Annotated in this window: 20 protein-coding genes; 6 read left to right on the top strand and 14 right to left on the bottom strand. The window is 63.2% G+C overall.

The window, feature by feature from the left end; translation table 11 throughout:
• Positions 1–197 precede the first annotated feature (197 nt).
• Positions 198–977, bottom strand: coding sequence for an SDR family oxidoreductase (locus tag G3N59_RS09390; RefSeq protein WP_205982317.1), 780 nt, complete (start codon positions 975–977; stop codon positions 198–200).
• A gap of 112 nt (positions 978–1089) precedes the next feature.
• Between G3N59_RS09390 and G3N59_RS09385 the strand changes: the two genes are divergently transcribed.
• Entirely contained in the window at positions 1090–1659 is a 570-nt protein-coding gene (locus G3N59_RS09385; RefSeq protein WP_205982316.1) for a TetR/AcrR family transcriptional regulator, read from the top strand.
• 80 nt (positions 1660–1739) lie between these two features.
• Here G3N59_RS09385 and G3N59_RS09380 read toward each other — a convergent pair whose 3' ends face one another.
• Entirely contained in the window at positions 1740–2042 is a 303-nt protein-coding gene (locus tag G3N59_RS09380) for a DUF4148 domain-containing protein (RefSeq protein WP_205982315.1), read from the bottom strand.
• Positions 2043–2331: 289 nt separating this feature from the next.
• Between G3N59_RS09380 and G3N59_RS09375 the strand changes: the two genes are divergently transcribed.
• Positions 2332–3726, top strand: a complete 1395-nt coding sequence (locus G3N59_RS09375) for a selenium-binding family protein (RefSeq protein ID WP_205982314.1) — start codon at positions 2332–2334, stop codon at positions 3724–3726.
• A gap of 11 nt (positions 3727–3737) precedes the next feature.
• Positions 3738–4394, top strand: a complete 657-nt coding sequence (locus tag G3N59_RS09370; RefSeq protein WP_205982313.1) for a hypothetical protein — start codon at positions 3738–3740, stop codon at positions 4392–4394.
• Positions 4395–4429: 35 nt separating this feature from the next.
• Here G3N59_RS09370 and G3N59_RS09365 read toward each other — a convergent pair whose 3' ends face one another.
• The 6 genes from G3N59_RS09365 to G3N59_RS37275 all read right to left on the bottom strand — a co-directional run bounded on the left by G3N59_RS09365 (position 4430) and on the right by G3N59_RS37275 (position 13875).
• Positions 4430–4783, bottom strand: a complete 354-nt coding sequence (locus G3N59_RS09365; RefSeq protein WP_205982312.1) for a hypothetical protein — start codon at positions 4781–4783, stop codon at positions 4430–4432.
• Positions 4784–4795: 12 nt separating this feature from the next.
• On the bottom strand, positions 4796–5665 hold the full coding sequence (locus G3N59_RS09360) for an alpha/beta hydrolase (protein WP_205982644.1): 870 nt from the start codon (positions 5663–5665) through the stop codon (positions 4796–4798).
• Positions 5666–5673: 8 nt separating this feature from the next.
• Positions 5674–6861, bottom strand: coding sequence for a glycosyl transferase family 8 (locus G3N59_RS09355; RefSeq protein WP_205982311.1), 1188 nt, complete (start codon positions 6859–6861; stop codon positions 5674–5676).
• A complete protein-coding gene (locus tag G3N59_RS09350) occupies positions 6858–8942 on the bottom strand; it encodes a tetratricopeptide repeat-containing sulfotransferase family protein (protein WP_205982310.1) in 2085 nt (694 codons plus the stop codon). The genes G3N59_RS09355 and G3N59_RS09350 overlap by 4 nt, the downstream gene beginning before the upstream one ends.
• 557 nt (positions 8943–9499) lie before the next feature.
• Positions 9500–13264, bottom strand: coding sequence for an autotransporter domain-containing protein (locus G3N59_RS09345; protein WP_205982309.1), 3765 nt, complete (start codon positions 13262–13264; stop codon positions 9500–9502).
• A 488-nt stretch (positions 13265–13752) separates the two neighbouring features.
• Entirely contained in the window at positions 13753–13875 is a 123-nt protein-coding gene (locus G3N59_RS37275; protein ID WP_277397904.1) for a hypothetical protein, read from the bottom strand.
• Positions 13876–13949: 74 nt separating this feature from the next.
• On the opposite strand from G3N59_RS37275, the gene G3N59_RS09340 reads away from it, so the two are divergent.
• The 3 genes from G3N59_RS09340 (at position 13950) to G3N59_RS09330 (ending at position 16363) form a co-directional block, all read left to right on the top strand.
• The gene (locus G3N59_RS09340) at positions 13950–14405 is read left to right on the top strand and encodes a phage tail protein (protein ID WP_205982308.1); all 456 of its coding nucleotides are present in this window, start codon (positions 13950–13952) and stop codon (positions 14403–14405) included.
• Between the two features lie 126 nt (positions 14406–14531).
• Positions 14532–15380 carry an NADPH-dependent oxidoreductase gene (locus G3N59_RS09335; RefSeq protein WP_205982307.1) on the top strand — a complete coding sequence of 283 codons (849 nt, stop codon included), beginning with the start codon at positions 14532–14534 and terminating at the stop codon, positions 15378–15380.
• A gap of 71 nt (positions 15381–15451) precedes the next feature.
• Positions 15452–16363, top strand: a complete 912-nt coding sequence (locus tag G3N59_RS09330; RefSeq protein ID WP_205982306.1) for a 2-dehydropantoate 2-reductase — start codon at positions 15452–15454, stop codon at positions 16361–16363.
• Positions 16364–16414: 51 nt separating this feature from the next.
• Here the strand turns inward: G3N59_RS09330 and G3N59_RS09325 are convergent, their stop codons facing one another.
• The 6 genes from G3N59_RS09325 to G3N59_RS09300 all read right to left on the bottom strand — a co-directional run bounded on the left by G3N59_RS09325 (position 16415) and on the right by G3N59_RS09300 (position 23926).
• The gene (locus tag G3N59_RS09325; protein WP_205982305.1) at positions 16415–17599 is read right to left on the bottom strand and encodes an L-dopachrome tautomerase-related protein; all 1185 of its coding nucleotides are present in this window, start codon (positions 17597–17599) and stop codon (positions 16415–16417) included.
• Positions 17600–17754: 155 nt separating this feature from the next.
• Positions 17755–18213, bottom strand: a complete 459-nt coding sequence (locus G3N59_RS09320; RefSeq protein WP_205982304.1) for a PaaI family thioesterase — start codon at positions 18211–18213, stop codon at positions 17755–17757.
• Between the two features lie 148 nt (positions 18214–18361).
• The gene (gene boxA, locus G3N59_RS09315) at positions 18362–19585 is read right to left on the bottom strand and encodes a benzoyl-CoA 2,3-epoxidase subunit BoxA (protein ID WP_205982303.1); all 1224 of its coding nucleotides are present in this window, start codon (positions 19583–19585) and stop codon (positions 18362–18364) included.
• A 12-nt stretch (positions 19586–19597) separates the two neighbouring features.
• Entirely contained in the window at positions 19598–21037 is a 1440-nt protein-coding gene (gene boxB / locus G3N59_RS09310; RefSeq protein WP_205982301.1) for a benzoyl-CoA 2,3-epoxidase subunit BoxB, read from the bottom strand.
• Positions 21038–21058: 21 nt separating this feature from the next.
• A complete protein-coding gene (gene boxC / locus G3N59_RS09305; RefSeq protein ID WP_205982300.1) occupies positions 21059–22798 on the bottom strand; it encodes a 2,3-epoxybenzoyl-CoA dihydrolase in 1740 nt (579 codons plus the stop codon).
• 153 nt (positions 22799–22951) lie between these two features.
• The gene (locus tag G3N59_RS09300) at positions 22952–23926 is read right to left on the bottom strand and encodes a helix-turn-helix transcriptional regulator (protein ID WP_205982299.1); all 975 of its coding nucleotides are present in this window, start codon (positions 23924–23926) and stop codon (positions 22952–22954) included.
• Positions 23927–23959: the final 33 nt, after the last annotated feature.

The raw sequence follows: 23959 nt of genomic DNA, 5'->3' as shown, positions 1-23959 counted from the left end.
CGACGTGTAGATTCATTGTAGATACCACCTCCTTTGAACGTCAAGTTAGCGCGCATCTACAATGTTGCTACACTTCGATCGCGCACCAAGTCGCTGAGCGTACGCGAATCCCTGCCTCACCACTTTGTCGCCAATCAGCGTGACGATGCGTTACCACCCAAACGCGCCGCCAGCGCCCGCACAACTGCTCGCATCCCTTACCGATACCGCGACGCCGGTTGCGACTGCGCGAAATTCGGCATCATCGCGCGGCGGGCGTTATCGAAATCGTTCCACTGCTGCACGTCCGGCAGCGGCGGAATCGTCACGGTTTCGCGACGATCGAAGCCCACCAGCGCTGCATCGACGAGATCGTCGACTTCCATCACGCCTTCAATCTCGTTGACGTCCTTGCCGACGCTCGCCCAGATTTCCGTGCGCGTGGCCGCAGGCAACACCGCCTGGACATAAACGCCCTTCGGCCCCAGTTCCAGATGCAGTCCTTGCGAGAGGAACAACGCGAACGCCTTGGTCGCGCCATACACACTCATGCCGAATTCCGGCGCGAGACCCACCACTGAAGCGATATTCACGATTGCGCCGCGCCCTTCGCGCGCAAAACGCGGCGCGACTGCCGACGCCAGACGCGCCAGCGCCGTCGTGTTCAGATCGATCACGCGACTGACATCGTCCACGCTCTGATCGAGAAAACCGCCTGCCGCAGAAGCCCCGGCATTGTTCACCAGCACGCCGATGCGAGCGTCATCGGCCAGACGCGCTTCCACCTGCAACAGATCCGCGCGCTGCGTGAGATCGGCGCGCAGGATCTCGACATTCACGCCGTCGCGCTCGCGCAGACGCGCAGCAAGCGCTTCCATGCGCTCGCGATCGCGCGCGACCAGCACGAGATCGTGACCCCGCTTTGCGAAACGATCGGCATAGACCGCGCCGATGCCAGTGGATGCGCCCGTAATAAGAACGGCAGATTGTGCTGACATGGTGAAGCTCCTGAGGGTATCGAGTTTTACATGATGATCATCATGTATCGTGACAAATGATGATAGTCGTCATGTATAATGTCAAGCACGAAAATGAGGTGCGGAGGACGCGATGCGGGTCAGTCGGGAACAGGTGGCGATCAATCGCCAGAAGATTCTGGAAGTCGCCAGCCGGCTATTTCGCGAGCGCGGCTATGACGCCGTGTCGGTCGCCGACGTGATGAGCGGCGCCGGGCTCACGCACGGCGGCTTTTATGGCTATTTCCAATCGAAAGACGCGTTGATCGCGCAAACGCTCGAACACGTGATCGGGCAAGGCGACGTGGGAGAAACCGATCTGGCCCGTTATGCGGCGCGTTATCTTTCGACAGCGCATCGCGACAATATTGCGGGCGGCTGTCCCACCGCGGCGCTCGGCGCGGAAACGGCGCGGCAGACGCCCGAAGCGCGCGCCGCCATGGCAGCGGGCCTCAAGAAGCAGATCGAGCGCCTGAGCGCGCGTGGCGCGAACGCCGAAGGCTACGATGCGGCGCAGGCGCGGCAGGCCGCAATCGGCAGTTGGTCGGCGATGGTGGGCGCGGTGATACTTGCGCGCCTTGTCGACGACCCGGCGCTATCGGACGAATTACTGGCATCCACGCGCGCCTGGATCGAACATCAGGATGCCGATACTTCGCATTGAAACGCTTTCAATGAACAACGCCGCCCGGATCATTTCATCCGGGCGGCGCACTATGATTTCGAGCCCGATCTAACCGCTCATTAGCGATTCATATACACAGGCGGCGAATAGCTGCTCGCCGAACCGCTTTGCGACGTGCCGTCCATTGCGGGGCCATAACCGCTGCCATTGCGCGCGTCCAGACGCGCCTTTGCGGCGCGGTAATCCTCAGGATAATAAGGCGAAGCCATATTCGGGCGCCAGCCCACCGATTCGAGCGCTTTCAGTTCGTTGCGCACCTGTTCGCGCGTAACGGGACCGTTATCGCCTTGCGATTGAGCGAATGAAACGGCCGGTGCTACGAGTACTGCGGCCAGCGCGACTGCCTTGATCAGCGACTTCATGACTTCACCTCCGATAACTTGACTTGATCGGTGCAGCGCAGGCTGCGAACCGTTATGTGAAGTCTAGAAACACTGGAGCGCCAGATAAATGCCGGCGCGACGAATTCACTGTTTTCGCGGCACGTATAATCGCGCGCCTCATCACGCTAGCGCATAAGCTTAAAACTGCCAGGCATAAGCATTTAAAAACACCGTACACGCGCGATACGTTGGTCTGCGTATTGGGGCAACATAGGTGGCAACTTAGGTGGCACCTTAGCCGCACGACCTGATCGACAAGGAGACAGCGATGGCGACGTGGAAGCCTGATCCGAGCTTTTATCCCTCAGCGCGTCTGGCGGCCGGAGCGAAAGCGGAAACGCTTGCGTGGGTCGCGAGTTTCGATCCGACTGGCAGCGTGCCCGATTCGCTCGACGTCGTCGATCTCGATCCCGCCTCGCCCGAATACGGTCGCGTCGTCCATCGTCTGCCAATGCCGAATACCGGCGACGAACTCCATCATTTCGGCTGGAATGCCTGCAGCTCGTGTCTATGTCCCAATGCGCCGCATGCGCACACGGAACGCCGTTATCTGATCGTGCCGGGGTTGCGCTCCTCCCGGATTCATATCGTCGATACGAAACCCGATCCGCGTCGGCCCACCATCGTGCGTGTGCATGAACCGCAGGACGTCGCGCAGCGCGCCGGTTATACGCGCCCTCATACGGTGCATTGCGGTCCCGACGGCATCTATGTCACGGCGCTGGCCAATACCGAAGGCGAAGCGCCCGGCGGTATCTTTCTGATGGATCACGAGAGCTTCGATATTCTCGGCCAATGGGAAATCGATCGCGGCCCGCAACAGCTTGCCTACGATGGCTGGTGGCATCTGGGCTACGACACGCTGGTGACGAGCGAATGGGGTCTGCCCGCCACGTTCGAAAACGGTCTCGTGCCCGAAGTGCTGCTAGGCGGCCAGTATGGACATCGACTTCATTTCTGGGACCTGCATACGCGCAAGCACCAACAGGTGCTCGATTTCGGCGCGGAAAACCAGCTCGTTTTCGAATTGCGTCCCGCGCACGATCCGACCAAACCTTATGGCTTCGTCAATTCGGTGATCAGCCTGAAAGATCTTTCGGCATCGATCTGGCAGTGGTATCGGGATGGCGATCAGTGGGCCGCGCGCAAGATCATCGAGATTCCCGCCGAGCCTGCCGATCCCGACACATTGCCGCCCATGCTCAAGGGCTTTTCGGCCGTGCCGCCGCTCGTGACCGACATCGCGCTGTCGCTCGACGACCGTTTTCTCTACGTGGCGTGCTGGGGAACGGGCGACCTGCGCCAATACGATGTTTCGGACCCCGAACATCCCAAACTGACAGGCAGCGTGCGCGTTGGCGGCATCGTGTCGAAAGCCACGCATCCCGGTGCACATGGCCGGGCGCTCAACGGCGGTCCGCAGATGGTCGAAGTGAGCCGCGACGGCCGCCGCGTGTATTTCACGAACTCACTCTATGGCGCGATCGACGCACAGTTTTATCCTGAAGGAATCGACGGCTGGATGGTCAAACTCGATGCCGGTCCCGAAGGCGGTCTGAGTGTCGACGAGCGCTTTTTCGTGGCGTGGCCCAAGTCGCATCGGCCTCATCAGATCCGGCTCGAAGGCGGCGATTGCTCGTCCGATTCGTATTGCTACCCTTGAGCGCCAGCGGCATGGAAAGCTTCGCTGGCACCGTGAGCGCGCATTGGGCCGCGTGGAGCGCCGTGGTCGCAAGCGGCGTCTTTCACGGCGCCAATCCCGCGATGGGCTGGCTGTTCGCCACGGCGCTCGGCTTGCAGCGCGGCAGTCGCGGCGCGCTGCTGATGGCGCTGCCGCCCATCGCGCTCGGGCACGCCGCGTCCATTCTGCTGTTCACGAGTTCGATCGCGGCGCTCGGCGCGTGGGTGACGCCGCTTGCCAGCGATGGGCTGCATTGGATGCTCGGCGCGTTGCTGATCGGCTGGGCCGCGTGGCAGCACGCTTATGGCCACAGACATCGCGTGCGCGTGGGCATGACGGTGGGCTTTATCGGCCTTGCGGGATGGTCCGCGTTGATGGCGACGCTGCACGGTGCAGGTCTGATGCTGATGCCCGCGCTGCTGCCGGTCTGCGGCAGTGGCTCGGGGCATTTCGTTGGCGGTCCGTTTGCGGTTTCTGCGGCGTTTACCGCGCTGCATACGCTAGTGACGCTCGCGACCACCGCCGTCATTGCGCTGATCGCCTATGAATACGTTGGGCTTGGCATTCTTCGGCGTGGCTGGATTAACTTCGATTGGCTTTGGCAAGGCGCGCTCGTGGCCACGGGCGCGCTGATGATTGCAGCGGGATGAATTGCGTGTGGCCTGCGGATAGCGTCACGTATGCGTTACTTACCCGCGCGATACCACTGCGCGTACCGGGACGCGATCGTTCGAAAATCGGCCTCGGTCAGCGCGTTGACGTCGCGTCCTTCTGCCACCGCAGATACGGTTTTCCTGAAGTCGTCGTCGATCTTCAGCAGCATGTCCAGAACGCCGATACTCTGCAGCACGGCAACCTTCGGCGCAGAGTTGCCGATCGACGCCATCGGCAAACCCGCAGGGTAGGCTTCGACGACAAGCGGCCAGTGAGTTTCAAGCAGGCTGGCGAGGTCTAGTTGCTGGGTCGCGTCCATGATTTTTTCGCTTTCGGTTTCAACAATAAGCTGTAGTTTACCGCTCACCCGCGTCTCATCTGCCATGACGCGAGGGTTTCAATGCGCATGCGTGTCCGCGCTTGTCATGCATGACGGCGCAACGCTCAACAACCGGGGCCATTGCTGTTGCCATTCGCCCCCGTGCGTCATATGCGCAACAAGCTGCACATCCACACACTTTGCGCCGCCCTCGGCGGCCACGAAACGACGCGCCACTTCGGGTGGCACGATCGTATCGTCAGCGCCGCTGAAATGCACCTGTGCGAGCGCGCCGACACGCGACGCAAAATCGATCGGATTGAGCGAACCGGGCATCGGTGAAACGTGATGGATCGCGTTCACATACTCGTCGTCGAGATTGCCCGCCACCGTCCGGAGCAGCCCGATGTCGCGCCGCTGCGCCGCCAGCAACACGGCAATCGCGCCGCCGCCGGAGTAGCCGGTCAGGTTCACCAGCTGCCCCGGCGCGCGCGCGGCGATCTGGTCCACGGCCGCGTTCATCGCGCTCACCACCTCGGACGAAAAGCGCTTGTCGGTCCAGTACGCAACGGCGCAACGCGGATTCTCCGACATCGGCGAGTACTGGCACGGGCGCGCGATATAGGCGACGTTGGGCGCAGGATCGACCGCAGCGAGCGCGAGGCCAGTGGGTTCGCGCGGCGTCGGATCGAGCGACGGTTCGGTGCGCGATATCCACGCCAGACCGTCGCCTTCGATATAGACGTCGATTGGCGCATCGGGCCGCGTCACGCGCACAAATGCGGTCAGCACGAAGGCGTCGGTGGCGATCTGCTCGCGCTTGAGCCCGGCGCTTGCGGCCAGCGTATCGGCGCGTTCGTTGCGATCCATTCCAACGCAGCCGCCCATGAACAGACAGGCGACCAGCGCCGCCAGCCCGCCCACCTGCCGCAGGCTATTTCGTAGCATCGTCACCGTCAGTTCGTCCCTTCACCCTGTCTTGCCGCCGCCCAGCCCGTCAGTGCCTGCGCGACCCGCTCGATCGCGCTGCCCCAGTCGCCACGCTTTTGCTGCCGCCACAAACGTACCGACGGATACCACGGCGTGTCGTCGCGTTCGAGCAGCCAGCGCCAGTCCGGCACGAACGGCAGCAGCACCCAGGCGGGCCGGCCCAGCGCGCCCGCCAGATGCACGGGTGACGAGTCCACCGAAATCAGCAGATCGGCGATGCTCAGGATCGCTGCCGTATCCTCGAAATCGTCGATGTCGTCCGAGAGCGACACCACGCGCATGCCCGCAGGCGGCTGCTGGGTCTGCTCCGAAGCGGGTCCCTTCTGGATCGACACGAAGGTCGCGCCGGACTGCGCGAGCGGCGCCAGTTGCGCGAGGTTCATCGAGCGGTTGGCGTCGTTGAAGTGCGTCGGCCGGCCGGCCCACACGAGCGCCACGAGCGGACGCGGCAGACCGGCCAGGCGCGCACGCCACTTGTCGATACGCGCGGCGTCGGCGCTCAGATACGGCACCCTGCCCGGCAGATCCGCCGGCTTGAGCGCCATGCTCATCGGCAGGCTCATCAGTTCGCAATGCATGTCGAAGCGCGGCGGCAGCGTGCCGCGCACCACGAGGTCGTCGAAGCCTTCCATGCGCTGCGCCAGCGAATGCGTCGCCGGATTCACCTCGAACACCACACGTGCGCCGCTTTGCGCCTTCGCCCACGCCACCATGCGCATGAACTGGAACGTATCGCCGAAACCCTGTTCGTCGTGAATCAGCAGGGTCTTGCCGGGCATCGGCTGACCGTTCCAGCGCGGCATCTGCACCTTGCGCTCGATCGACGTGGTGTGCGCGAGGCTGTATCGATAGCGATACTCGCGCCAGCCACGCTCGAATTCGCCCATCAGCAGCAGCGTTTCCGCCAGATCGAAGCGTGTCCCCAGATCGCCCGGAATGCTCGCGACCAGCATTTCCTGGATCGCGCGCGTCTCGGCGATGCGGCCCTGCGGACGGATCGCCGCAACAAGCAGCCGCCACAGCAGCAGCGGGCCCGTGCCCGAAGCGAGATACGGACGCAGCAGCGCCTCCGCCTCTTCCAGTTGACCCGCGTTGAGCAGCGCCCGCGCCTGCTGTTCGACTTCGCGCACCTGTGCGGTGTCGAGCGTCGTCATGGTGCGATCCCGAGCGCGGCCAGCAACTCGCCGATATGGTCGGCGTGCTCGCGCCAGCGCCCTTTCGAGCTGCGATAAATCGGCTGGCGCACCTGGTTGACGCTCGCGGTACGCACGACGCGCCGGTTTTCGTAGAAGCGCAGGCACGCATCGTCCCAGGGCAGTCCGAGGAAGTCGACGAGGCGGCGCGCCTCGCCTTCCAGATCGTCGACCACGGCTTCGTAGTCCACTTCGATGAATCGATCGGCGGGCAGTATCGCGCGCCAATGCGCCATCAAGCGCGCGTAATCGCCGTAGAACTGGCCCAGTTCGGTCTGGTCGTAGGCGAACAACTGGTCGCCACTGAACAGCTTCGTGTAGCACGACAGGCAGGTATCCGCCGCGTCGCGTCGCGCGTGGACGATGCGCGCGCCCGGCAGCGCGAGCGCGATGAGGCCCGCATAGACGAAGTTCGAGGGCATCTTGTCGACGAGATAGCGCCGGCCGTTGGCGAGCGGCGCCGTGCGTCTGAGATAGTCGCGCCCCAGATCCGCAACGGCTTCGGCGTCCAGTTTGCCGACGAACTCCGGGAAAGCGCCGCGCGCTTCCACCACATGACGCAGCGCCGATAATTCGCCCGCGCCGGTTACCTGCGAATGCGACGACAGAATCTGCTCGATCAGCGTGGTGCCGGAGCGCGGCATGCCGATCACGAACACCGGCATGTCCGATTGCGCGCCCGCGCCCTTCAGGCGCGCGAGCAGGTCGGCGGGAAACGCGGCGGCGACGCGCGCCATCCACTCGCCCATGGCGGCCGCGTCGTACGCGAAGCCAGACCGCTTCATGCGGTTGCCGCGCTCGAGGTGATGGAATGCACGGACCGGATCGTTCACGTCGAGGTAGGCCTTGCCAAGCGCGAAGTGCACGGAGATACGTTCCGGTTGCGCGCGGCGGCCCTCTTCGGCGACGAATGCTTCGAGCACGGCAAAATCCGCGTCGCCCGCGCGGAAGGTGCGGGCGTTGGCGCGACCGGCGAGCAGCAGCGCCGAGTCGGGAAAGGTCTGCAGCGCCTGATCGAACGCGGCCATTGCCTCGTCTTTACGGCCGGCTTCCAGCAGCAATAGCGCGCGGCCGTGCATCGCCTCCTCGGCCACGGTGCCCGGCAATTGCGCCGCCTGGCCGTAAGCTGCGAGGGCCTCGTCGGTGTGGCCGTGGGTTTGCAGCACGATGGCCAGCGTGTGATGCGCGTCGGCGTTTTGCGGCGTCAGCGCCACCGCCTGGCGCGCAAACACGAGCGCCTCTTCGCTGCGCCCGACATGCGCGAGCGCCTTTGCGTAAGCGATCAGGCCGCCCGGATGTTGCGGCGCGAACGCGCGCAGCATGTCGAGCACGCGCAGCACCGACGGGTAGCGGCGACGCGACATTTCCACATCGGCCAGATTCAGGTAAGCGTCCGCCAGTTGCGGATTCAGGTCGATGGCACGCCGCGCCAGCGCCTCGGCTTCGTCGGCGCGGCCTTGCGTGGACAGCAGGAAGGCGAGATTGCTATGCACCTCGGCGGCTTCGGGATTGAGCGCCAGAGCCTGCCGATAATGCGACTCGGCCAGATCGAGACGGCCCAGACGGCGGCTGGTGTTGGCGAGATTGTTCCAGGCCTCGGACCAATCGGCCTTGAGCGCGACGGCGCGTTCGAGGCAAACGCGGCTCTCTTCGAATTTGCCGGCTTCCTGCAGCACGATACCGAGGTTGTTCCATGCCGGCGCGTGCGACGGGTCCATGGCCACCGAGCGCCGCCCGGCCTCTTCGGCTTCGGCGAGCAGCCCTTTCTGGCGCAACATCTCGGCCAGATTGCTCGAATAGACCGCTGGCGCGCGCGGCGCCATACAGGCCTGGCGCAGATGCGCAATCGCAAGATCGAGATTGCCGTAGCTGTGCGCCATCAAACCGAGCAGATGCAACGCGTCGGCCTGGCCGGGCCACGCAGCCAGCACTCGCTGACAATACTGCTCGGCCTGATCGGCCTGGCCGGCGTTCCAATGGGCGTGCGCTCGCTGAAGCGCTTCTGAAAGACTCAAGGTTTGCTGGCTGGCCTGGTTCGACATGGAAGTGACAGCGATCGTTTGAGAGCGATGGAGGCGATATTGCGCCGAGTACCGTAACAGGTCTGCGCGCGGCTTGCATGCGTATCATACAAGGCCGTTCCCGTTCAGCCGTGGCGGAGATGGATTACTTTGAACGCAGCAGCCGCAGCAGCCGAAGCAGCCGCACGGCAGCGTCCCGGCCGCACGCATTGCGCCTCAATAATCCGGCTTGCTAAATGAATTGAAACTCGCGGCAATGACATGGCTGCTGTCATCAGGAATTGAATGCCAAGCGGGTTATCTTTCCGATTCTTTCCCATTCCTATTTTTATCGTAATTTGAATGGGTTTCGGCGAAGCTGAAGATCGCCTTGAGAATGACTGGAATGCTCACGAGCAGAGCGTGCGAGACGTTGACCTTCTACGTCTGCCGCTACACGCACCGCCAGCATCGAAGCAGCGACACACGGTTGCCAGCGATGCGGGTCCGACGAAAGACCACCAGGGTGATCGAGTCGGACCCGCATGCCGGATGCTGGCCGGCACATCGGCTATTCACAGACGACGGCCGCCGAGCGCTCAGAACTTCTGCTGAAGCCTGAGGATGCCGGTGTTCGACACAAAGCCCGACCCCACCTGCAGGTCATAACGCATCGACAGGCTCAGGTTGTTCGCGCGCACCAGCGTCACACCCAGCGAAATATCCGCCAGATTCGACACCGGCGTGGCGCCCGTCGTGGTGAAGCCGGTCTCGTTCGCGGCACCGGAGAAGAACGCAGCCGAAGTCTGGCGAGTCTGGTCGTACTCGTGAATCCACTGCGCCCAGATCATCGGTACGAGCGTGCCATATGACGTCTGGTACGCCTTCTCCAGCTTCGCACCGAGCGCGCTGCGCAACGAATTGCTGCCCGTGCTGCCCACCGTGAGCGCGGCGCCGTTACCGCCGGTTTCCGTGTAGCCGGACTGGTTCAGGCGGCTGTACGTGAGGCTCGCCAGCGGCGTCAGCGTGGCGCTGGCCACGGCGAGCGGCCATCCCAGTTCCGCGTGCAGCGCGTACTGCTGACCGTTGAAGCTGCCGTTGGCCACGCCTTCGTAGCCGGTCATGCTGACCACGCGCGTCGTGTCGTAGTGCTGCTGCGTGAGTGCGCCCGAGAGGTTGACGTACCACGGCGCGCCCTGGTAGCTCGCATAGCCGATCAGGCCAAACGCATTGACGCCCGCGCTATCGCCGGATTGATCGTCGCTATAGTTGGTCGCCGTGTGCGAGTAATGGAACGCGCCACCGACGCGCCAGGCGTCGCCGAAAGCACGGTCGGCGCCCAGCACGAGACCGCCGTAATTCGCGCTATAGCCTGCCACGTTGTCGCGTTCGCTCTGGCTGGCATGACCGCCGAAAGCCTGACCCCACGCGGTCCAGTTCAGCGGGCTGTCACCCGTGGCGAGGCCGGTCGCGCCCTGTCCCTGGGCAATCCGCATTGCATCCAGGTGGGTGCCGACCACGTTCATGGCGTCCAGCGTCGAAACGGAACCCACGTGCGTCGTCTGCAGCGGCGAAAGCTGGTTGCCCAGGCGATTGGCCACGCCGCTGCCACCGCTCTCGATCGCGGCCAGCGTTGCATCGTAGAGATTCAGCAACTGCGCGTTGCTGGTCCCGGTGTAGCCGAGCAGCCCCGTCAGCACGTTCACTGCATTCGATTGCGTGGCGCGCGAAGCGTAGGACCCGCTGCTCGACGTGCCGCCGCCCGAACCGGAACCCGAATCGGTGCCGGAGCCCGAATCGGTGCTGTTGAGCGTCACCACCAGATCGGTGTTGCCGTTCGATTCCGTCACGCTGCTGCCGGTCGCGCCTGCGCTGTAACCCGCGATCGAATAGTTCAGGGTGCCGGCGTTATACGCGGCCGTGCCTGCCGTCTGGACCACGACGTAGCGCTGCCCGGCCGCGAAGCCATAGCCATTGCTGCTCTTGAGTTCGACCGACGAACCCGAGGCAATCGTCGTGTTGCCGCTGACGACCAGCGAGCCGTAACTCGTGCCGCTCGACACACCGACAAGCAGCGTGGCCGCCTGGCCCTGGGTGTAATTGCCGGTGATCGTGACGGCGCTGTCGACTTCCAGCGTCGCGGCCGTATTGCTCACCGTCCCGCTACCGACGTTGATGTAGTCGTTCAGCAGGATATTGCCGCTGCTGAAGTTGACGTCCGCGGCGCTGGTAATCGTGCCGATCGTATTGTTATAGCCGGTGAGCGTGCCGAAGCTCGTGCCGCTTGCGCCGGAAATCGTCAGCGCGCTGCTGGACAGATTGGCGATATTGCCAGCGATCACACCGGTGTTATGGATCGAGCCGAGCGTGCCGGTCGTCTGGTTATAGATCGCAAACTGGCCGCCCGAAATCGTGCCGCTATTGTTCAGCGCGCCGATCGTGCCATCGTTATAGACGCCATAGGTTCCGCCAGCGATCGTGCCGCTGTTATCCAGCGTGCCGGTGCTACCGGAATTGACGATGCCATTGACGCCGCCAGAGATCAGGCCGCTGTTATCGAGCGTGTCGATGGCGCTGTTCGCCAGAATCCCGCTATTGATCGTCCCGAGAATCGTGCCGCTATTGCTCAGCGTGCCGATGGTGCCGCCACTGCTATCGAGCCCCGTGTCGCCGCCGATCACCGAACCGCTGTTCGTCAGCGAGCCGATCGAGCCGCCGTAGTTGAAGATGCCGTAGTCAGTGGCCGAAATGGTGCCCGTATTGCTCAGCGTGCCGATCGCGGAGAAGTTATAGACGGCGGCGGTGCTGCCCGAAATCGTTCCGCTATTGCTCAGCGAATCGATCGTGCCGGTGTTCGCCAAGCCGATCTGGCTGCCGTCGATCGTGCCGCCATTGCTCAAGGTGCCAAGCGTGCCGCCGTTGAAGCTGGCCAGGCCGCCGGCGATCGTGCCGTTGTTGTCCAGCACGCCGATCGAACCGTAATTGGCGATCCCCACTTCCGACGCGGTATCGCCGATCACGCCGTCGCTGTTGTTGGTCACAGTGCCGATCGTGCCGGCCGCGTCGTTGTAAATGCCGGCCACCAGCGCGTTCGACACGCCGCTCGTGATGCTCAGACCCGTGCCGCCCGCGATCGTGCCGCTATTGGTAATGCCGGTGATCGACACGGCGTTGTAGAGGCCGGTTGCGATCAACGTACCGATAACGCCGCTATTGGACAGCGAAAGCGCTGGAGCGGTGATGGTGCTGCCGCTGGCGATCGTGATATCCGCGCCAGCCGTGGTGATCGAGCCCGCGTCGATCAGCGTGCCGATGCTGCCTTCGTTCAGAATGCCTTCGTTGCCGCCGGAGATGCTCCCGGTGTTGGTCAACGTGCCGATCGTGCCCTGGTTCACGATGCCTGCGGCGCTGCCGGAAATCGTCCCGCTATTGGTCAGCGCGCCTATCGTGCCAAGATTGAAAATACCCGTTCCAGCCGACGCGCCGCCGATCAGGCCGGTGCTGTTGTTGGTCAGCGTACCGATCGTGCCCGTGGCGTCGTTATAGATGCCGGAGAGAATCTCTGTGCCTGGCGAGGCCTGGATGGTCAAGCCCGTGCCCGCCGCGATCGTACCGTTGTTGGTAATTCCGGTGATCGACACCTCGTTGTAAATACCCGTCCCGATCAAGGTACCGATGACGCCTTCGCTCAACAAGGAAAGCGTTGGGCTGCTGACACTCCCGCTGCCGATCGTGATATCCGCCCCGCTCTCGGCGATCATTCCCGTGTCGATCAGCGTCCCGATCGAGCCGTAGTTGAGCATGCCATAGGCGCCGGAAATCACGCCGCTGTTGATGAACTTGGCAATGGTGCCGACGTTCACGACGCCATAGATACCGGAAATGGTTCCCGTGTTGGTAACCGTGCCGATCGTGCCGCTGTCGACGAAGAAGCCGTATATGTCGCTGCGAATGGTGCCGCTGTTGGCAATGGAGGCGATCGTGCTGGCATCGCTATAGAAACCATAGTCGTAACCGGAAATGGTTCCGCTATTGGACAGCGTGCCGAGCGACCCCACGGCCTGCATGCCCATTTCGTCCGAGGTTCCGCCAACGAGCTGGCTCGCAGAAACCGCATAGTCGCCGCTCGTCCATGTAGCGCCTACGCCAACGGCGTGTGCGTCCGGCGCCGACATCAAAGCCAAAGCGCCCGCCACGGCCATCGCCAGTGCGCCAGGCACCAGACTGCGACCCGAGATTGCCTGGGTGATACGGCGAGCCGACAAAGTCCCCCTGGACTTGCCTCCATGCCGCTTCGCCAGTTCCCCCGCCACCTGCCATTCCCCGCGTCCGGCATTCCAGACGACGCTATATACGCGATTCATTGTTATCCTGAATTCTTGCCGCGCCGACTCAGCTACCGACGCAGTTTTTCAAATGCGACCGGCAGTGGTCGCCCCCGGTCAATCTGTAGTTCTTTTCTTTTTGGCCCGAATATTTTGATTGATGATGCGGGCCATAAACCGATGAATCAGTCGCGAAATTACACGATTCGAGCGTTAGTGAACATACCTTAATAAATTGAATTTGTAAGGTGTTGGGTTTTGACATCGGTATTCCCAAATCGCATTACCCTGGGTGCGCGGACAACCAACATCAAATGCGTGACAGCAAGAGCGCTGTTGACTGCAAACCGGATGCGTGACGCGTTCGATCCAGGCGGTTTTTAAGCCACCCGGCACGCATGGACCCTATTTTCAGGCATGATTGCGTGACGCCCGGCACGCCGGCGTCGTGCCGCTGGAGTGCGCCCTGATTTGCACAACAGCCTCGTTTATTGAGGCCAATATCTCTTGCGAAAACGTTTGCGAGTTCAATATCCGATAGCACCTAACTCATTCAGCACAGCAATGAGCGTTATTGTTTCGGAGTAATTTTTTCCGATTTTTCTTACTTTTTTCACGCGGTCCACAACTGGATTTTCTTCGAATTTCATTGCGCGTCTATACCGTGCGTCTCATTCTTCGTACGTTTCGCGCCACGGCATCGCATCGCAAAGGAGAATCGACCATGACGAACGACGTACAGGACCCGGGCACCTGGCCGTTGCCGACGTTTCATTTTTCCGTCGACATCGGCGACTGGCAGGGTCTGGTGTTCCAGGAAGTGACGGGCCTGGAGACGGCAAGCCAGGTCATCGAATATCGCGCCGCCGACAGCAAGCCGTTCTCCACGGTGAAGATGCCCGGCATCGGCAAGCTCGGCAACGTGATCTTGAAGAAGGGCATGGTGCCCAACGACGACAAATTCAGCGCCTGGTTCTCGCAGATCAAGATGAACACGATCAAGCGCGTGCCGGTGGTGATCAAGCTGCTCGACGAAAAGGGCAACACCACGATGATGTGGACGCTGAAGAACGCCTTTCCGGTCAAGGTCACCGGCACCGACCTGAAGGCCGACGGCAACGAGGTGGCGGTGGACGCGCTGGAACTCGCCCATGAAGGCGTGACCGTCCAGAACGGTTGAGCGGCGATCCTGGGCGGCAACCCGCCGGCAGGGCATCGCAAGCACCATTCGCGCAGCCCATGTACCATACGGCGCTCGCGCCCTGGCGCACCGCTTTCAATCGTCTTTGCCGGAGTAGAAGACCCGATGTCCACCCTCACCTCGCCCGAAACGTCCATCGCCCCCGCTCAACGTGCTCTCGAAACCCGCTACGGCACGCCCTGGAGCGCGCCGCTGCCGGCCTGGAACGAGACGCTCGATTCGCTGCTCGCACACCGTTCGGTCCGCAATTACGCCGACAAGCCGCTGCCCGAAGGCACGCTCGAAACGCTGATCGCCGCCGCGCAATCGGCTTCGACGTCGTCGAATCTGCAGACCTGGAGCGTGGTTGCCATCGAAGACCCGGAGCGCAAGGCGCGTCTTTCGGCGCTCGCTTCGAATCAGTCGCAGATCCGCGAAGCGCCGCTGTTCCTCGTCTGGCTCGCCGACCTCAACCGTCTCGAAGCCGCCGCCGAGCGCACCAACGCCAGCGCCGAAGGCCTGCACTATCTGGAAACGCTGTTCGTCGGCGTGATCGACGCGGCGCTCGCGGCGCAAAATGCCGTGGTGGCGCTCGAATCGCTCGGCATGAGCGCGGTGTATATCGGTGCGATCCGCAATCAGCCCGAGCAGGTCGCCGCCGAACTCGGCCTGCCGCCGCGCGTGTTGCCGGTGTTCGGCCTGTGCGTGGGTTATGCCGATGAATCGCAAGCCGCGCAGATCAAACCGCGTTTGCCGCAGCCGGTCGTGCTCCATCGCGAGCAATACGACGCCGCTTCGCAACCGGCAGGCATCGCGCAATACGACGAAACCATCGGCGCATTCCAGACCTCGCAAGGTCAAAGCGCAGCGGGCTGGACCTCGCGTTCGCTCGCGCGCTGGCGCAGCCGCGAATCGCTGCATGGCCGCGACCGCCTGCGCGACGCGCTCAACGCACTCGGTTTCGAACTGCGTTAAATCCGGCGCGGCGGCACATCCATATTGGCATTTGTTGCACGCACAACTACATTGAGCACGGAGTCATGCAGATGAAAGTTGCCATCATGGGCGCAGGCGCGGTGGGCTGCTATTACGGCGGCATGCTTGCGCGCGCGGGACACGATGTCGTGTTGATCGGCCGTCCGCAGCACGTCGAAGCGATCGAACGCGACGGGCTGCGGCTCGAAGCGCAGACTTTCGACGAACGCATCGGCGCGCCGCATCTGCACGCAAGCACGGAAGCTTCCGCTGTGGCCGGTGCGCAGCTCGTGCTGTTCTGCGTGAAATCGACCGATACCGAAAGCGCGGGCGCGTCGATCGCGGCGCATCTGCCTGCCGATGCGCTGGTGCTCACGCTGCAAAACGGCGTGGATAACGCCGATCGTCTGCGCAAGACGATTTCGCAGGATGTGGCCGCTGCCGTCGTCTACGTGGCGAGCGGCATGGCCGGTCCCGGTCACGTGCGCCACAACGGGCGCGGCGAACTGGTGATCGAGCCGTCGCGCAGCAGCGAAGCGGTCGCACAGACGTTGATCGCTGCGGGCGTGCCCACGGAAATCTCCGCGAATGTGCGCGGCGCGCTCTGGTCGAAGCTGATTCTGAACTGCGCGTACAACGCGCTTTCGGCGCTTTCGCAATTGCCGTATGGTCGCCTTGTGCAAGGCGTGGGCGTGCGCGACGCCATGCGCGACGTGGTGGCCGAATGCAAGGCCGTCGCGCAGGCCGACGGCGTCACGCTGCCCGCCGATGTAGACGCGGCCGTGAGCCGTATCGCCGAGACCATGCAGGAGCAGTATTCGTCCACGGCGCAGGATCTCGCACGCGGCAAGCGCAGCGAAATCGATCATCTCAACGGTTTCGTCGTGCAACGCGGCGAGGCGCTGGGCGTTGCCACGCCCGCCAACCGCATGCTGCACACGCTCGTGAAGCTGGTCGAAGACAAGGCGCACGGCGCCCTCTGATGCCGCTTTTGATCGGCCCGCGCCACCCAATGGCGCGGGCGTCTGCATCGATCAACCCGCAAAGAGTCCCACAGGTTGCGGCGGCAGCTTGATACGAAAGATCGATACGCGATCCTTGCGCGGATAGCCATTCAACGCATTCAGTTCATGCCAGTTCGAATCGGCGAAATAGAGATCATTATTCTGCAATGCGAAACTATCGGCCCAGGTGATGTGACCAGCGCCGTCTACGAGCGTGCGCTGCGTGAAACCCGGTTGGCCGTTCCGGTCCGCCGGCGTGAGTGCGATCACCGAACGATGTTCGAGATCGCCACCGTATAGCGTGCCGTCCGCGCCCATCAACAGGCCTGCTGCAAGCGCGTAATCGCCGAGCGATTGCACCTGTTGCGAAAGCACGGTGGCCGGGAGCGTAGCGTCGATCAGCGCGTCGGTCGGCACGCGCCAGTAGTGATGGTCGGTGAGCGCGCGATAGTAGAGCCAGTCGCGCTGCGGCGAGAGCGCAATGCCGTTGGTCTGCATCGTGAAGGTCTTGCCGTCCGGGCCGCGCGCCACGCGCCCGTCCAGCACCAGATGCTGCGACGGATCGGCCATCGCCGAACGGTCGCCCGCCAGCGCGAGCCGCGCGAGTCCGTCGCTCAGGCGCACGACCAGCACGCCGCCACGATTGCCCGCGATGCTGATGTACGCATAACCGTGCTGAAGATCGATACGCACATCGTTGGGCGCATCGGCCGGCGTAATGGCGTTTCCAAACGTATAAGGCCGCACGGGCGCGGCTTTATCGATATCGAATTGAATGAGTTTGGGCGGCTGCAGACGCCTGTCCGCACCAGGCAACGACGAATCGAGTACCCAGAGTCGATCGCGCTCGTCCACCCAGAGCGCCTGCACGCAGACCCATTGGCGGTCTCCTGGCTTGTGCGGCTTGTAGGCATTCCAGTAGGCATCAGGAAACGGCAGCAACGCGCCGCTGCGCAGATCGACTTCGACCACGCTGAAACGCGAGCGCTTGAGGGCAGAAGGCGCAGCGGCAAACACACGGCCCGTGCGCGTCACGCCGATACCCGCGAGCCTGAATTGATCGCGGAAAGTGGCGACTGTTTCGAGCGCAGGTGCCGATGCAGATGCCGATGCAGACGCAGCCGGCGGCGCGGCCCGCACCGCACGTAAGCGCCCCAGCGCCGCCAGTGCGCTCACTCCCAGCGTCGCGACGACGCGCCTGCGCGCAGCATCCATGCTTGCCCCCTTCGCTCAGGAGATTCGCCGCCGCGGCGAGCGCAGGCCATGGTGCTCTGGCAGCGGCGAAACGGGTCGGGTTCTCGAAACATCTAACGATAACCCGCCCGAATCCCGTGTGCCTTCTGGATGCCGTCTTTGTGTCTCTTCTGGCGTCAGCCGGCCTCGCGCTCGAACACCAGCAGCGTGGACGTAGCCGAAGCGTAGAGCTTGCCGGCCGCATCCTTGATCGTCGCTTCCGCGAACGCGGCGCGGCGGCCGATGGTCAACACGCGGCCTTCGGCGTACACCGGCCCAGTGCTGGCCGTCATCGCGCGATGATAGGCAACCTTCAGTTCGAGCGTGGTGTAGCCCTGATTCGCCGCGAGACGCGAGTGCGCCGCGCAACCGCAAGCCGAATCGAGCAGCGTGGCCGCATAGCCGCCGTGCACCGTACCGATCGGGTTATAGGCGTGCAGGCCGGGCATGCCTTCGAATACGACGCGTCCTTCCTCCACTTCCACCAGCTTGAAACCCAACGTTTCGCCGATGGGCGCAACGCGGCCGTTCTTGATCATCTGCTGCAATTGTTCGAGGCCGGTCAGGCCAGCGGGCAGTTCGGAAACGAGGTTCATGGGCAAAAGGTCTCCATCAGTTGAGCGTGCGGCGCCCGCGCCGGGCACCACGCGATTCCGACATCCTACCTTGTTGCGAACGATCGTGCTTAAATGCTTTTTGCCTGGTTTGGAGTGCGGTTTTGCCAGGAGGTTTCGATCGGCCGCGTCAGTACGTTTCCAGGTGCAGCCGCCCTTCCCGCTTGAGTTGTTCCCAGAGCGCGGCCCACGCCATGCCGTGGGCGGCGGCGATATCGGCCAGGGTTTGCAGCACGCCGTCTTCCATGCCCTTGAGTCCGCACACGTAGATGTGCGTGTTGCCGTCTTTCAGCAATTGTGCGACGTCACCGGCGCGCTCGCGCATGGCGTCCTGTACATAGCGTTTTGGCTGCCCGGGCGCGCGCGAAAAAGCCAGATTGGTATCGATAAAATCCTTCGGCAGATTCATCAGCGGTCCGAAATAAGGCAATTCCTCGCTCGTGCGTGCGCCGAAGAACAGCATGAGTTTTCCGGTCGCTTCGCCTGGCCTGCGGCGACGCCGATACTCCGTCATCGCGCGCATCGGCGCGGAGCCGGTGCCTGTGCAGATCATGAGCAGATGCGAACCCGGGTGGTTCGGCATCAGGAACGTGTTGCCGAACGGGCCGATCACCGTCACCACATCGCCCTTTTTCAGATCGCAGAGATAGTTCGAGCACACGCCGTCCGTGGCATCGCTGTGCTCGCGCGTCACGCGCTTGACGGTGAGCGAGACGTTGTTGTAACCGGGACGCTCGCCATCGCGCGGGCTCGCAATCGAATACTGGCGCGCGTGATGCGGGCGGCCATCGGCGCTCGTACCCGGCGGCAGAATGCCGATCGACTGCCCTTCCAGAACCGGAAAAGACAGCGCGCCGAAGTCCAGCACGATATGGTGGATGTCGCTGGGCGCGGCGGCGTCGGTGAGGCGGTAATTGCCGACCACGATCGCCGTGGCCGGCGTCTTGTGCGTGTAAAGCTGCACATAGGGCCGCGCCGCCGACCACGGCGGCACCGTCGATCCGCGCACGGTATCCGACGCGGCAACCGGCGCATCTTCGCGCGCATCCGCGGGGGCGGTTTCCTGCGCCAGTTGCGGCACCGCTGCATTCTGCGCGGGCAATTCGTCCCAGCCGTATTGAGCGTCGAGGCTATAAGCCGCGCTCTTAAGCACCGTGCGCCAGTTGTCGATCGCCCCGGTCGGGCACGGCGGCACGCATGCCATGCAGCCGTTGCAGACCTCGGCCTTGACGACGTAATTGACGCCGTCGTGCGTAATCGCATCGATCGGGCAGGTCTCTTCGCAGGTATTGCAGCGAATGCAGATCTCAGGATCGATCAGATGCTGCCTGAGCGTATCAACGGGAGTGTCCATAAGAACGTCGATTCAATCGAAGCGCACATAGTCGAAATCGACGGGCTGGCGATTGATGCCCATCGCAGGCGGCGCGATCCAGTTGGCGAACTTGCCGGGCTCGACCACGCGCCCCATGAGCGAGGCCACATAGGCGCGGTCATCGGCGCTGGGCAGCCAGTTCGCCTCGTTCGCGGCCCATTGCGCTTCGTCGATCACGCGGCCATCCGGCGCGACGCGCACGCCCGCAAACGTGCCGATACGCCGGTTGAACGCCTTGTGCGGCACACTCAGCCGCAACGCAATACCCGCCTTCTCCAGCACCTTGTTCCAGCGGTTCACACCCGCCACCGAATCCTTGATGTAATCGTCGCGCAGGACTTCGTTCATGGCGTTGAGCATCGGCACCTCACGCTCGACGAGTTTGCCGTCCTGCACGTCGAGCAGGCGATACGTCTGGCCTTCGAGTTGATGATCGTCGTCGCGCTTTGTTTCTTCATAGCGTCCCTTGAGGCCCGCGCTGTAAAACGTGGCCGCATTCGACGAATGATCGGCGCCGAACAGGTCGATCGTTACCGAGTAGTGGAAATTCAGGTAGCGCTGAATCGTTTCCAGATCGATCACGCCCGCTTCGCGCAGGCGCTTCGCATCGTCGGTGCCGAGTTCGTTCATGACCTGCGCCGTGCGCTGCACCACGCGCGAAACGCCCGATTCGCCCACGAACATATGGTGCGCTTCTTCGGTCAGCATGAATTTCGTGGTGCGGGCAAGCGGATCGAAGCCCGATTCGGCGAGCGCGGAAAGCTGGAACTTGCCGTCGCGATCGGTGAAATAGGTGAACATGAAAAACGCCAGCCAGTCCGGCGTTTTTTCGTTGAATGCACCGAGTATGCGTGGGTTGTCGTCGTCGCCAGAACGACGCTCCAGCAATGCTTCGGCTTCCTCACGACCATCTCGGCCAAAGTGTCGATGCAGCAGATACACCATCGCCCACAAATGCCGCCCCTCTTCCACATTCACCTGAAAGAGATTGCGCAGATCGTACATGGACGGCGCGGTCAGTCCCAAATGCCGCTGCTGCTCGACGGAAGCCGGTTCCGTATCGCCTTGCGTGACGATAATGCGGCGCAGGTTCGCGCGATGCTCGCCCGGCACGTCCTGCCACGCGGCCTCGCCCTTGTGCGCGCCAAAGTGAATCTTGCGGTCCGCGTCGCCCGGCGCGAGAAAAATACCCCAGCGATAATCGGGCATTTTCACGTGATCGAAATGCGCCCAGCCTCCAGCATCCACGCTCACTGCGGTGCGTAGATAAACGTCGAAACCGTGCGAGCCTTCCGGTCCCATGTCGCCCCACCACGAGAGAAAGTTCGGCTGCCATTGTTCGAGCGCGCGCTGCAGCGCGCGGTCATCGGCGAGATTGACGTTGTTCGGAATCTTGTCGCTGTAGTTGATCGTCGACGGGATCGTGGACATGTCGGTTCCTTGCGTGCGCAATCAAACGCGCGTGGGATCGAATTGCGCCTTGCTGCCCTTGCCGTACACCTTGAGCGCGCCTTTCTCGCCAACAGCGTTGGGGCGATTGAAAATCCAGTTCTGCCACGCCGAAAGACGCCCGAAGATACGCGTCTCCATCGTTTCCACGCCATTGAAGCGCAGGTTGGCTTCCAGGCCGGTGAGCGCATCCGGCGACATCGCGGCGCGCTCTTCCAGCGCGATGCGGATTTCGTCGGCCCAATCGATATCGTCGGGCGCGGCGGTGATCAGCCCGAGCGCCTCGGCTTCCAGCGGCTTGAGCGCGCGGCCGATCTGCGCACGCGCAGCATCGAGCGGCTCAGTTTCCGCGTAGAAACGCCGCGCCAGTCGCGACTGCTGCGTGACCATCGGATACAGACTGAAATTTGCTTCGGATAGCGTAATAACCGGCTCTTCGTCTTGATTCGACGGCAGCGCCGCCATATAGCTGCGATCCGCCGCAAACGCGAGTTCGGCCAGCGTGCCGGCAAAGCACGAGCCCGGTTCGATCAGCGCGAACAGCGAGCGCGAAGACACATCGATACGCGCGAGCGTGCGGCGCAACATGCCGATCGTCTCGCGCACGAACCAGTGATCGCGATGCGCAAGCAAGACCGCATCGGCCGCCAGCACGGCGCGCGCATCGCCCACTGTTTTCAGAATCCAGCTGCCGATTTCCAGTTCGTTGCTGCGCATCGAGAGAATCGCATCGTCGAGTTCGCGCGCGACGCGCAGCGGCCACCATGCGGCGCCAGCGGCAACGATCGCATCGACACTTTCCGGCAATGGCGACGCCGAAAGATCCGGCGCCTTCACGGTGAACGTCGCCGTGCGCTTCGCGCGATCGATCGATACGTCGACAGTCGCGTAGCTCAATCCACCTTCATGTTCGACTCGCTCGATACGCGTGAGCGCGACGCCTTGCGCGTCGGCGGGACGATCGCTCTGCGCGGCCAGCGCAAGTGCGCGCGCGCGCACGGTGTCGGCGAAACGGTTCGGCTTGATCACATCGTCGACGAGACGCCACGCTTTCGCGCGCTCGCCGCGGATGCCTTCGGCCACGGTGCAGAAAATATCGGCGCGGTCGTGACGCACCTTGCGTTTGTCGGTCAGGCGCGTGAGACCGCCCGTGCCGGGCAGCACGCCGAGCAACGGTACTTCCGGCAACGCGACCGTCGACGAGCGATCGTCCACCAGCAGGATTTCATCGCACGCGAGCGCCAGTTCATAACCGCCGCCCGCACAGGCGCCGTTCACGGCAGCAATGAATTTGAGCCCCGAATGCCGCGACGAATCCTCGATGCCGTTGCGCGTTTCGTTGGTGAACTTGCAGAAGTTGACCTTCCACGCGTGCGTGGAAAGGCCCAGCATGAAAATGTTCGCGCCCGAGCAGAACACGCGCTCCTTGAGACTCGTGACGACGACGCTGCGCACTTGCGGATGTTCGAAGCGGATGCGCTGCAACGCGTCGTAGAGCTCGATATCGACGCCCAGATCGTACGAATTCAGCTTGAGCCGGTAACCCTCGCGAATTCCGCCGTCTTCGGCGACATCCATGCCGAGCGTCGCGACGACGCCATCGACGCTCAAGGTCCAGTGGCGATACTGCGAGGGATCGGTGCGGTAATCGACCCGCTGGGTGCGGGCCGCTTCGCTGGAGTGAGGAACGGATGAAGCGGACTGGACAGGCGGCGGGGCGACAGGCGTGTCTGCGGCGGCCATGGGCGTCTCCGGTATCGAGAACATTGCGGGAATGTGCCTCTCGTTTCATTGAACGATAGTGCAGCACCCAACCCATGTAAAACACTTTAGTGCATATTACGCCGCGCGACGGGTAAACCATGAAGCAAAATGCATCTGCGCACCCGCCCGGCTTCAATCGATACGCACGGGCTCCGCGCCCAGCCGCGCCGCCAGCCGGTCGCGCAGTTGCAGATAGGCATCGGCAAGCGTTTTTTCGCTGGTATCGAAACGCATATCCGCGCGGCCATAAAGCTCGCTGCGGCCCGCGAGAATGCGCTTGAGATCGTCCATCGCCTCGTTATTGCCCGACATCGGGCGCAGATCGCCTTGCGCGATCACGCGGCGCATATGGTCTTCCGGCGCGGCCTGCAACCAGACCGTGAAGCAGTGCGCGAGCAAGGTATTGAAGGTCGCCGGCTCCGACACCAGCCCGCCCGGCAAGGCGATCACGGCGCGCGCATGTTCGGCGATCACGGCGTCCAGCGCGCGCTGCTCGTAGCGGCGATACGCGCTCGCGCCATATAGCGAATGGATTTCCGCCGGCGGGCAGCCGGCCAGTTGCTCGATCACGCGCGTGAGTTCGACGAACGGCACCTTGAGTTCCTGCGCCAGCATCCGCCCGAAGGTGGATTTGCCCGCGCCGCGCAGACCGATCAGCGCGATGCGTTCGTTGCGGTGCGGGTCGGCGGGCGTTTGCGCGAACATGTCCGCCAGCGCCACGCGCGCGCGCTGCAAGGCAGCCGGATCACGCCCCTGCAGCAATTCGCGGATCAACAACCATTCCGCCGATGAAGTCGTGACATCGCCGATCACTTCGGCCAGCGCGCAGTTCAGCGTGGCCGCGATCTGCCGCAGGACCAGCACCGAGGCATTGCCCACGCCCGACTCCAGATTCGCCAGATGGCGCTCGGAGAGCCCCGTCTCCGCCGCCAGCGCCTTGCGCGTCATGCCGCGGCGCGCGCGCAGCATGCGCACGCGCTCGCCCATCGCGGTCAGGAAAGGATCACGCTCGCTGCGCGCGCCGCTTGCCGCCTCGGCCCCCTCGCGGGCCTGGGCGTTGTCCGTCACGTCGCTCGCCGGCGATTCGGCGATATACGTTTGCTTCATCTTCAGAGGCCTCTCAACCTGGTTTTATGTACT

Origin of the sequence: Paraburkholderia sp. Ac-20340, assembly GCF_017104965.1 — a bacterium.
In the GTDB taxonomy this organism is placed as follows: domain Bacteria; phylum Pseudomonadota; class Gammaproteobacteria; order Burkholderiales; family Burkholderiaceae; genus Paraburkholderia.
The sequence above is the reverse complement of the archived record's forward strand: the minus strand, read 5'-3'. Positions and strand labels throughout refer to the sequence as shown.

Coding starts and splice junctions, on each gene's coding strand:
- G3N59_RS09390 (WP_205982317.1), bottom strand. CDS start 977: ATGTCAGCACAATCTGCCGTTCTTATTACGGGCGCATCCACTGGCATC.
- G3N59_RS09385 (WP_205982316.1), top strand. CDS start 1,090: ATGCGGGTCAGTCGGGAACAGGTGGCGATCAATCGCCAGAAGATTCTG.
- G3N59_RS09380 (WP_205982315.1), bottom strand. CDS start 2,042: ATGAAGTCGCTGATCAAGGCAGTCGCGCTGGCCGCAGTACTCGTAGCA.
- G3N59_RS09375 (WP_205982314.1), top strand. CDS start 2,332: ATGGCGACGTGGAAGCCTGATCCGAGCTTTTATCCCTCAGCGCGTCTG.
- G3N59_RS09370 (WP_205982313.1), top strand. CDS start 3,738: ATGGAAAGCTTCGCTGGCACCGTGAGCGCGCATTGGGCCGCGTGGAGC.
- G3N59_RS09365 (WP_205982312.1), bottom strand. CDS start 4,783: ATGGCAGATGAGACGCGGGTGAGCGGTAAACTACAGCTTATTGTTGAA.
- G3N59_RS09360 (WP_205982644.1), bottom strand. CDS start 5,665: ATGCTACGAAATAGCCTGCGGCAGGTGGGCGGGCTGGCGGCGCTGGTC.
- G3N59_RS09355 (WP_205982311.1), bottom strand. CDS start 6,861: ATGACGACGCTCGACACCGCACAGGTGCGCGAAGTCGAACAGCAGGCG.
- G3N59_RS09350 (WP_205982310.1), bottom strand. CDS start 8,942: ATGTCGAACCAGGCCAGCCAGCAAACCTTGAGTCTTTCAGAAGCGCTT.
- G3N59_RS09345 (WP_205982309.1), bottom strand. CDS start 13,264: ATGAATCGCGTATATAGCGTCGTCTGGAATGCCGGACGCGGGGAATGG.
- G3N59_RS37275 (WP_277397904.1), bottom strand. CDS start 13,875: ATGAAATTCGAAGAAAATCCAGTTGTGGACCGCGTGAAAAAAGTAAGA.
- G3N59_RS09340 (WP_205982308.1), top strand. CDS start 13,950: ATGACGAACGACGTACAGGACCCGGGCACCTGGCCGTTGCCGACGTTT.
- G3N59_RS09335 (WP_205982307.1), top strand. CDS start 14,532: ATGTCCACCCTCACCTCGCCCGAAACGTCCATCGCCCCCGCTCAACGT.
- G3N59_RS09330 (WP_205982306.1), top strand. CDS start 15,452: ATGAAAGTTGCCATCATGGGCGCAGGCGCGGTGGGCTGCTATTACGGC.
- G3N59_RS09325 (WP_205982305.1), bottom strand. CDS start 17,599: ATGGATGCTGCGCGCAGGCGCGTCGTCGCGACGCTGGGAGTGAGCGCA.
- G3N59_RS09320 (WP_205982304.1), bottom strand. CDS start 18,213: ATGAACCTCGTTTCCGAACTGCCCGCTGGCCTGACCGGCCTCGAACAA.
- boxA (WP_205982303.1), bottom strand. CDS start 19,585: ATGGACACTCCCGTTGATACGCTCAGGCAGCATCTGATCGATCCTGAG.
- boxB (WP_205982301.1), bottom strand. CDS start 21,037: ATGTCCACGATCCCGTCGACGATCAACTACAGCGACAAGATTCCGAAC.
- boxC (WP_205982300.1), bottom strand. CDS start 22,798: ATGGCCGCCGCAGACACGCCTGTCGCCCCGCCGCCTGTCCAGTCCGCT.
- G3N59_RS09300 (WP_205982299.1), bottom strand. CDS start 23,926: ATGAAGCAAACGTATATCGCCGAATCGCCGGCGAGCGACGTGACGGAC.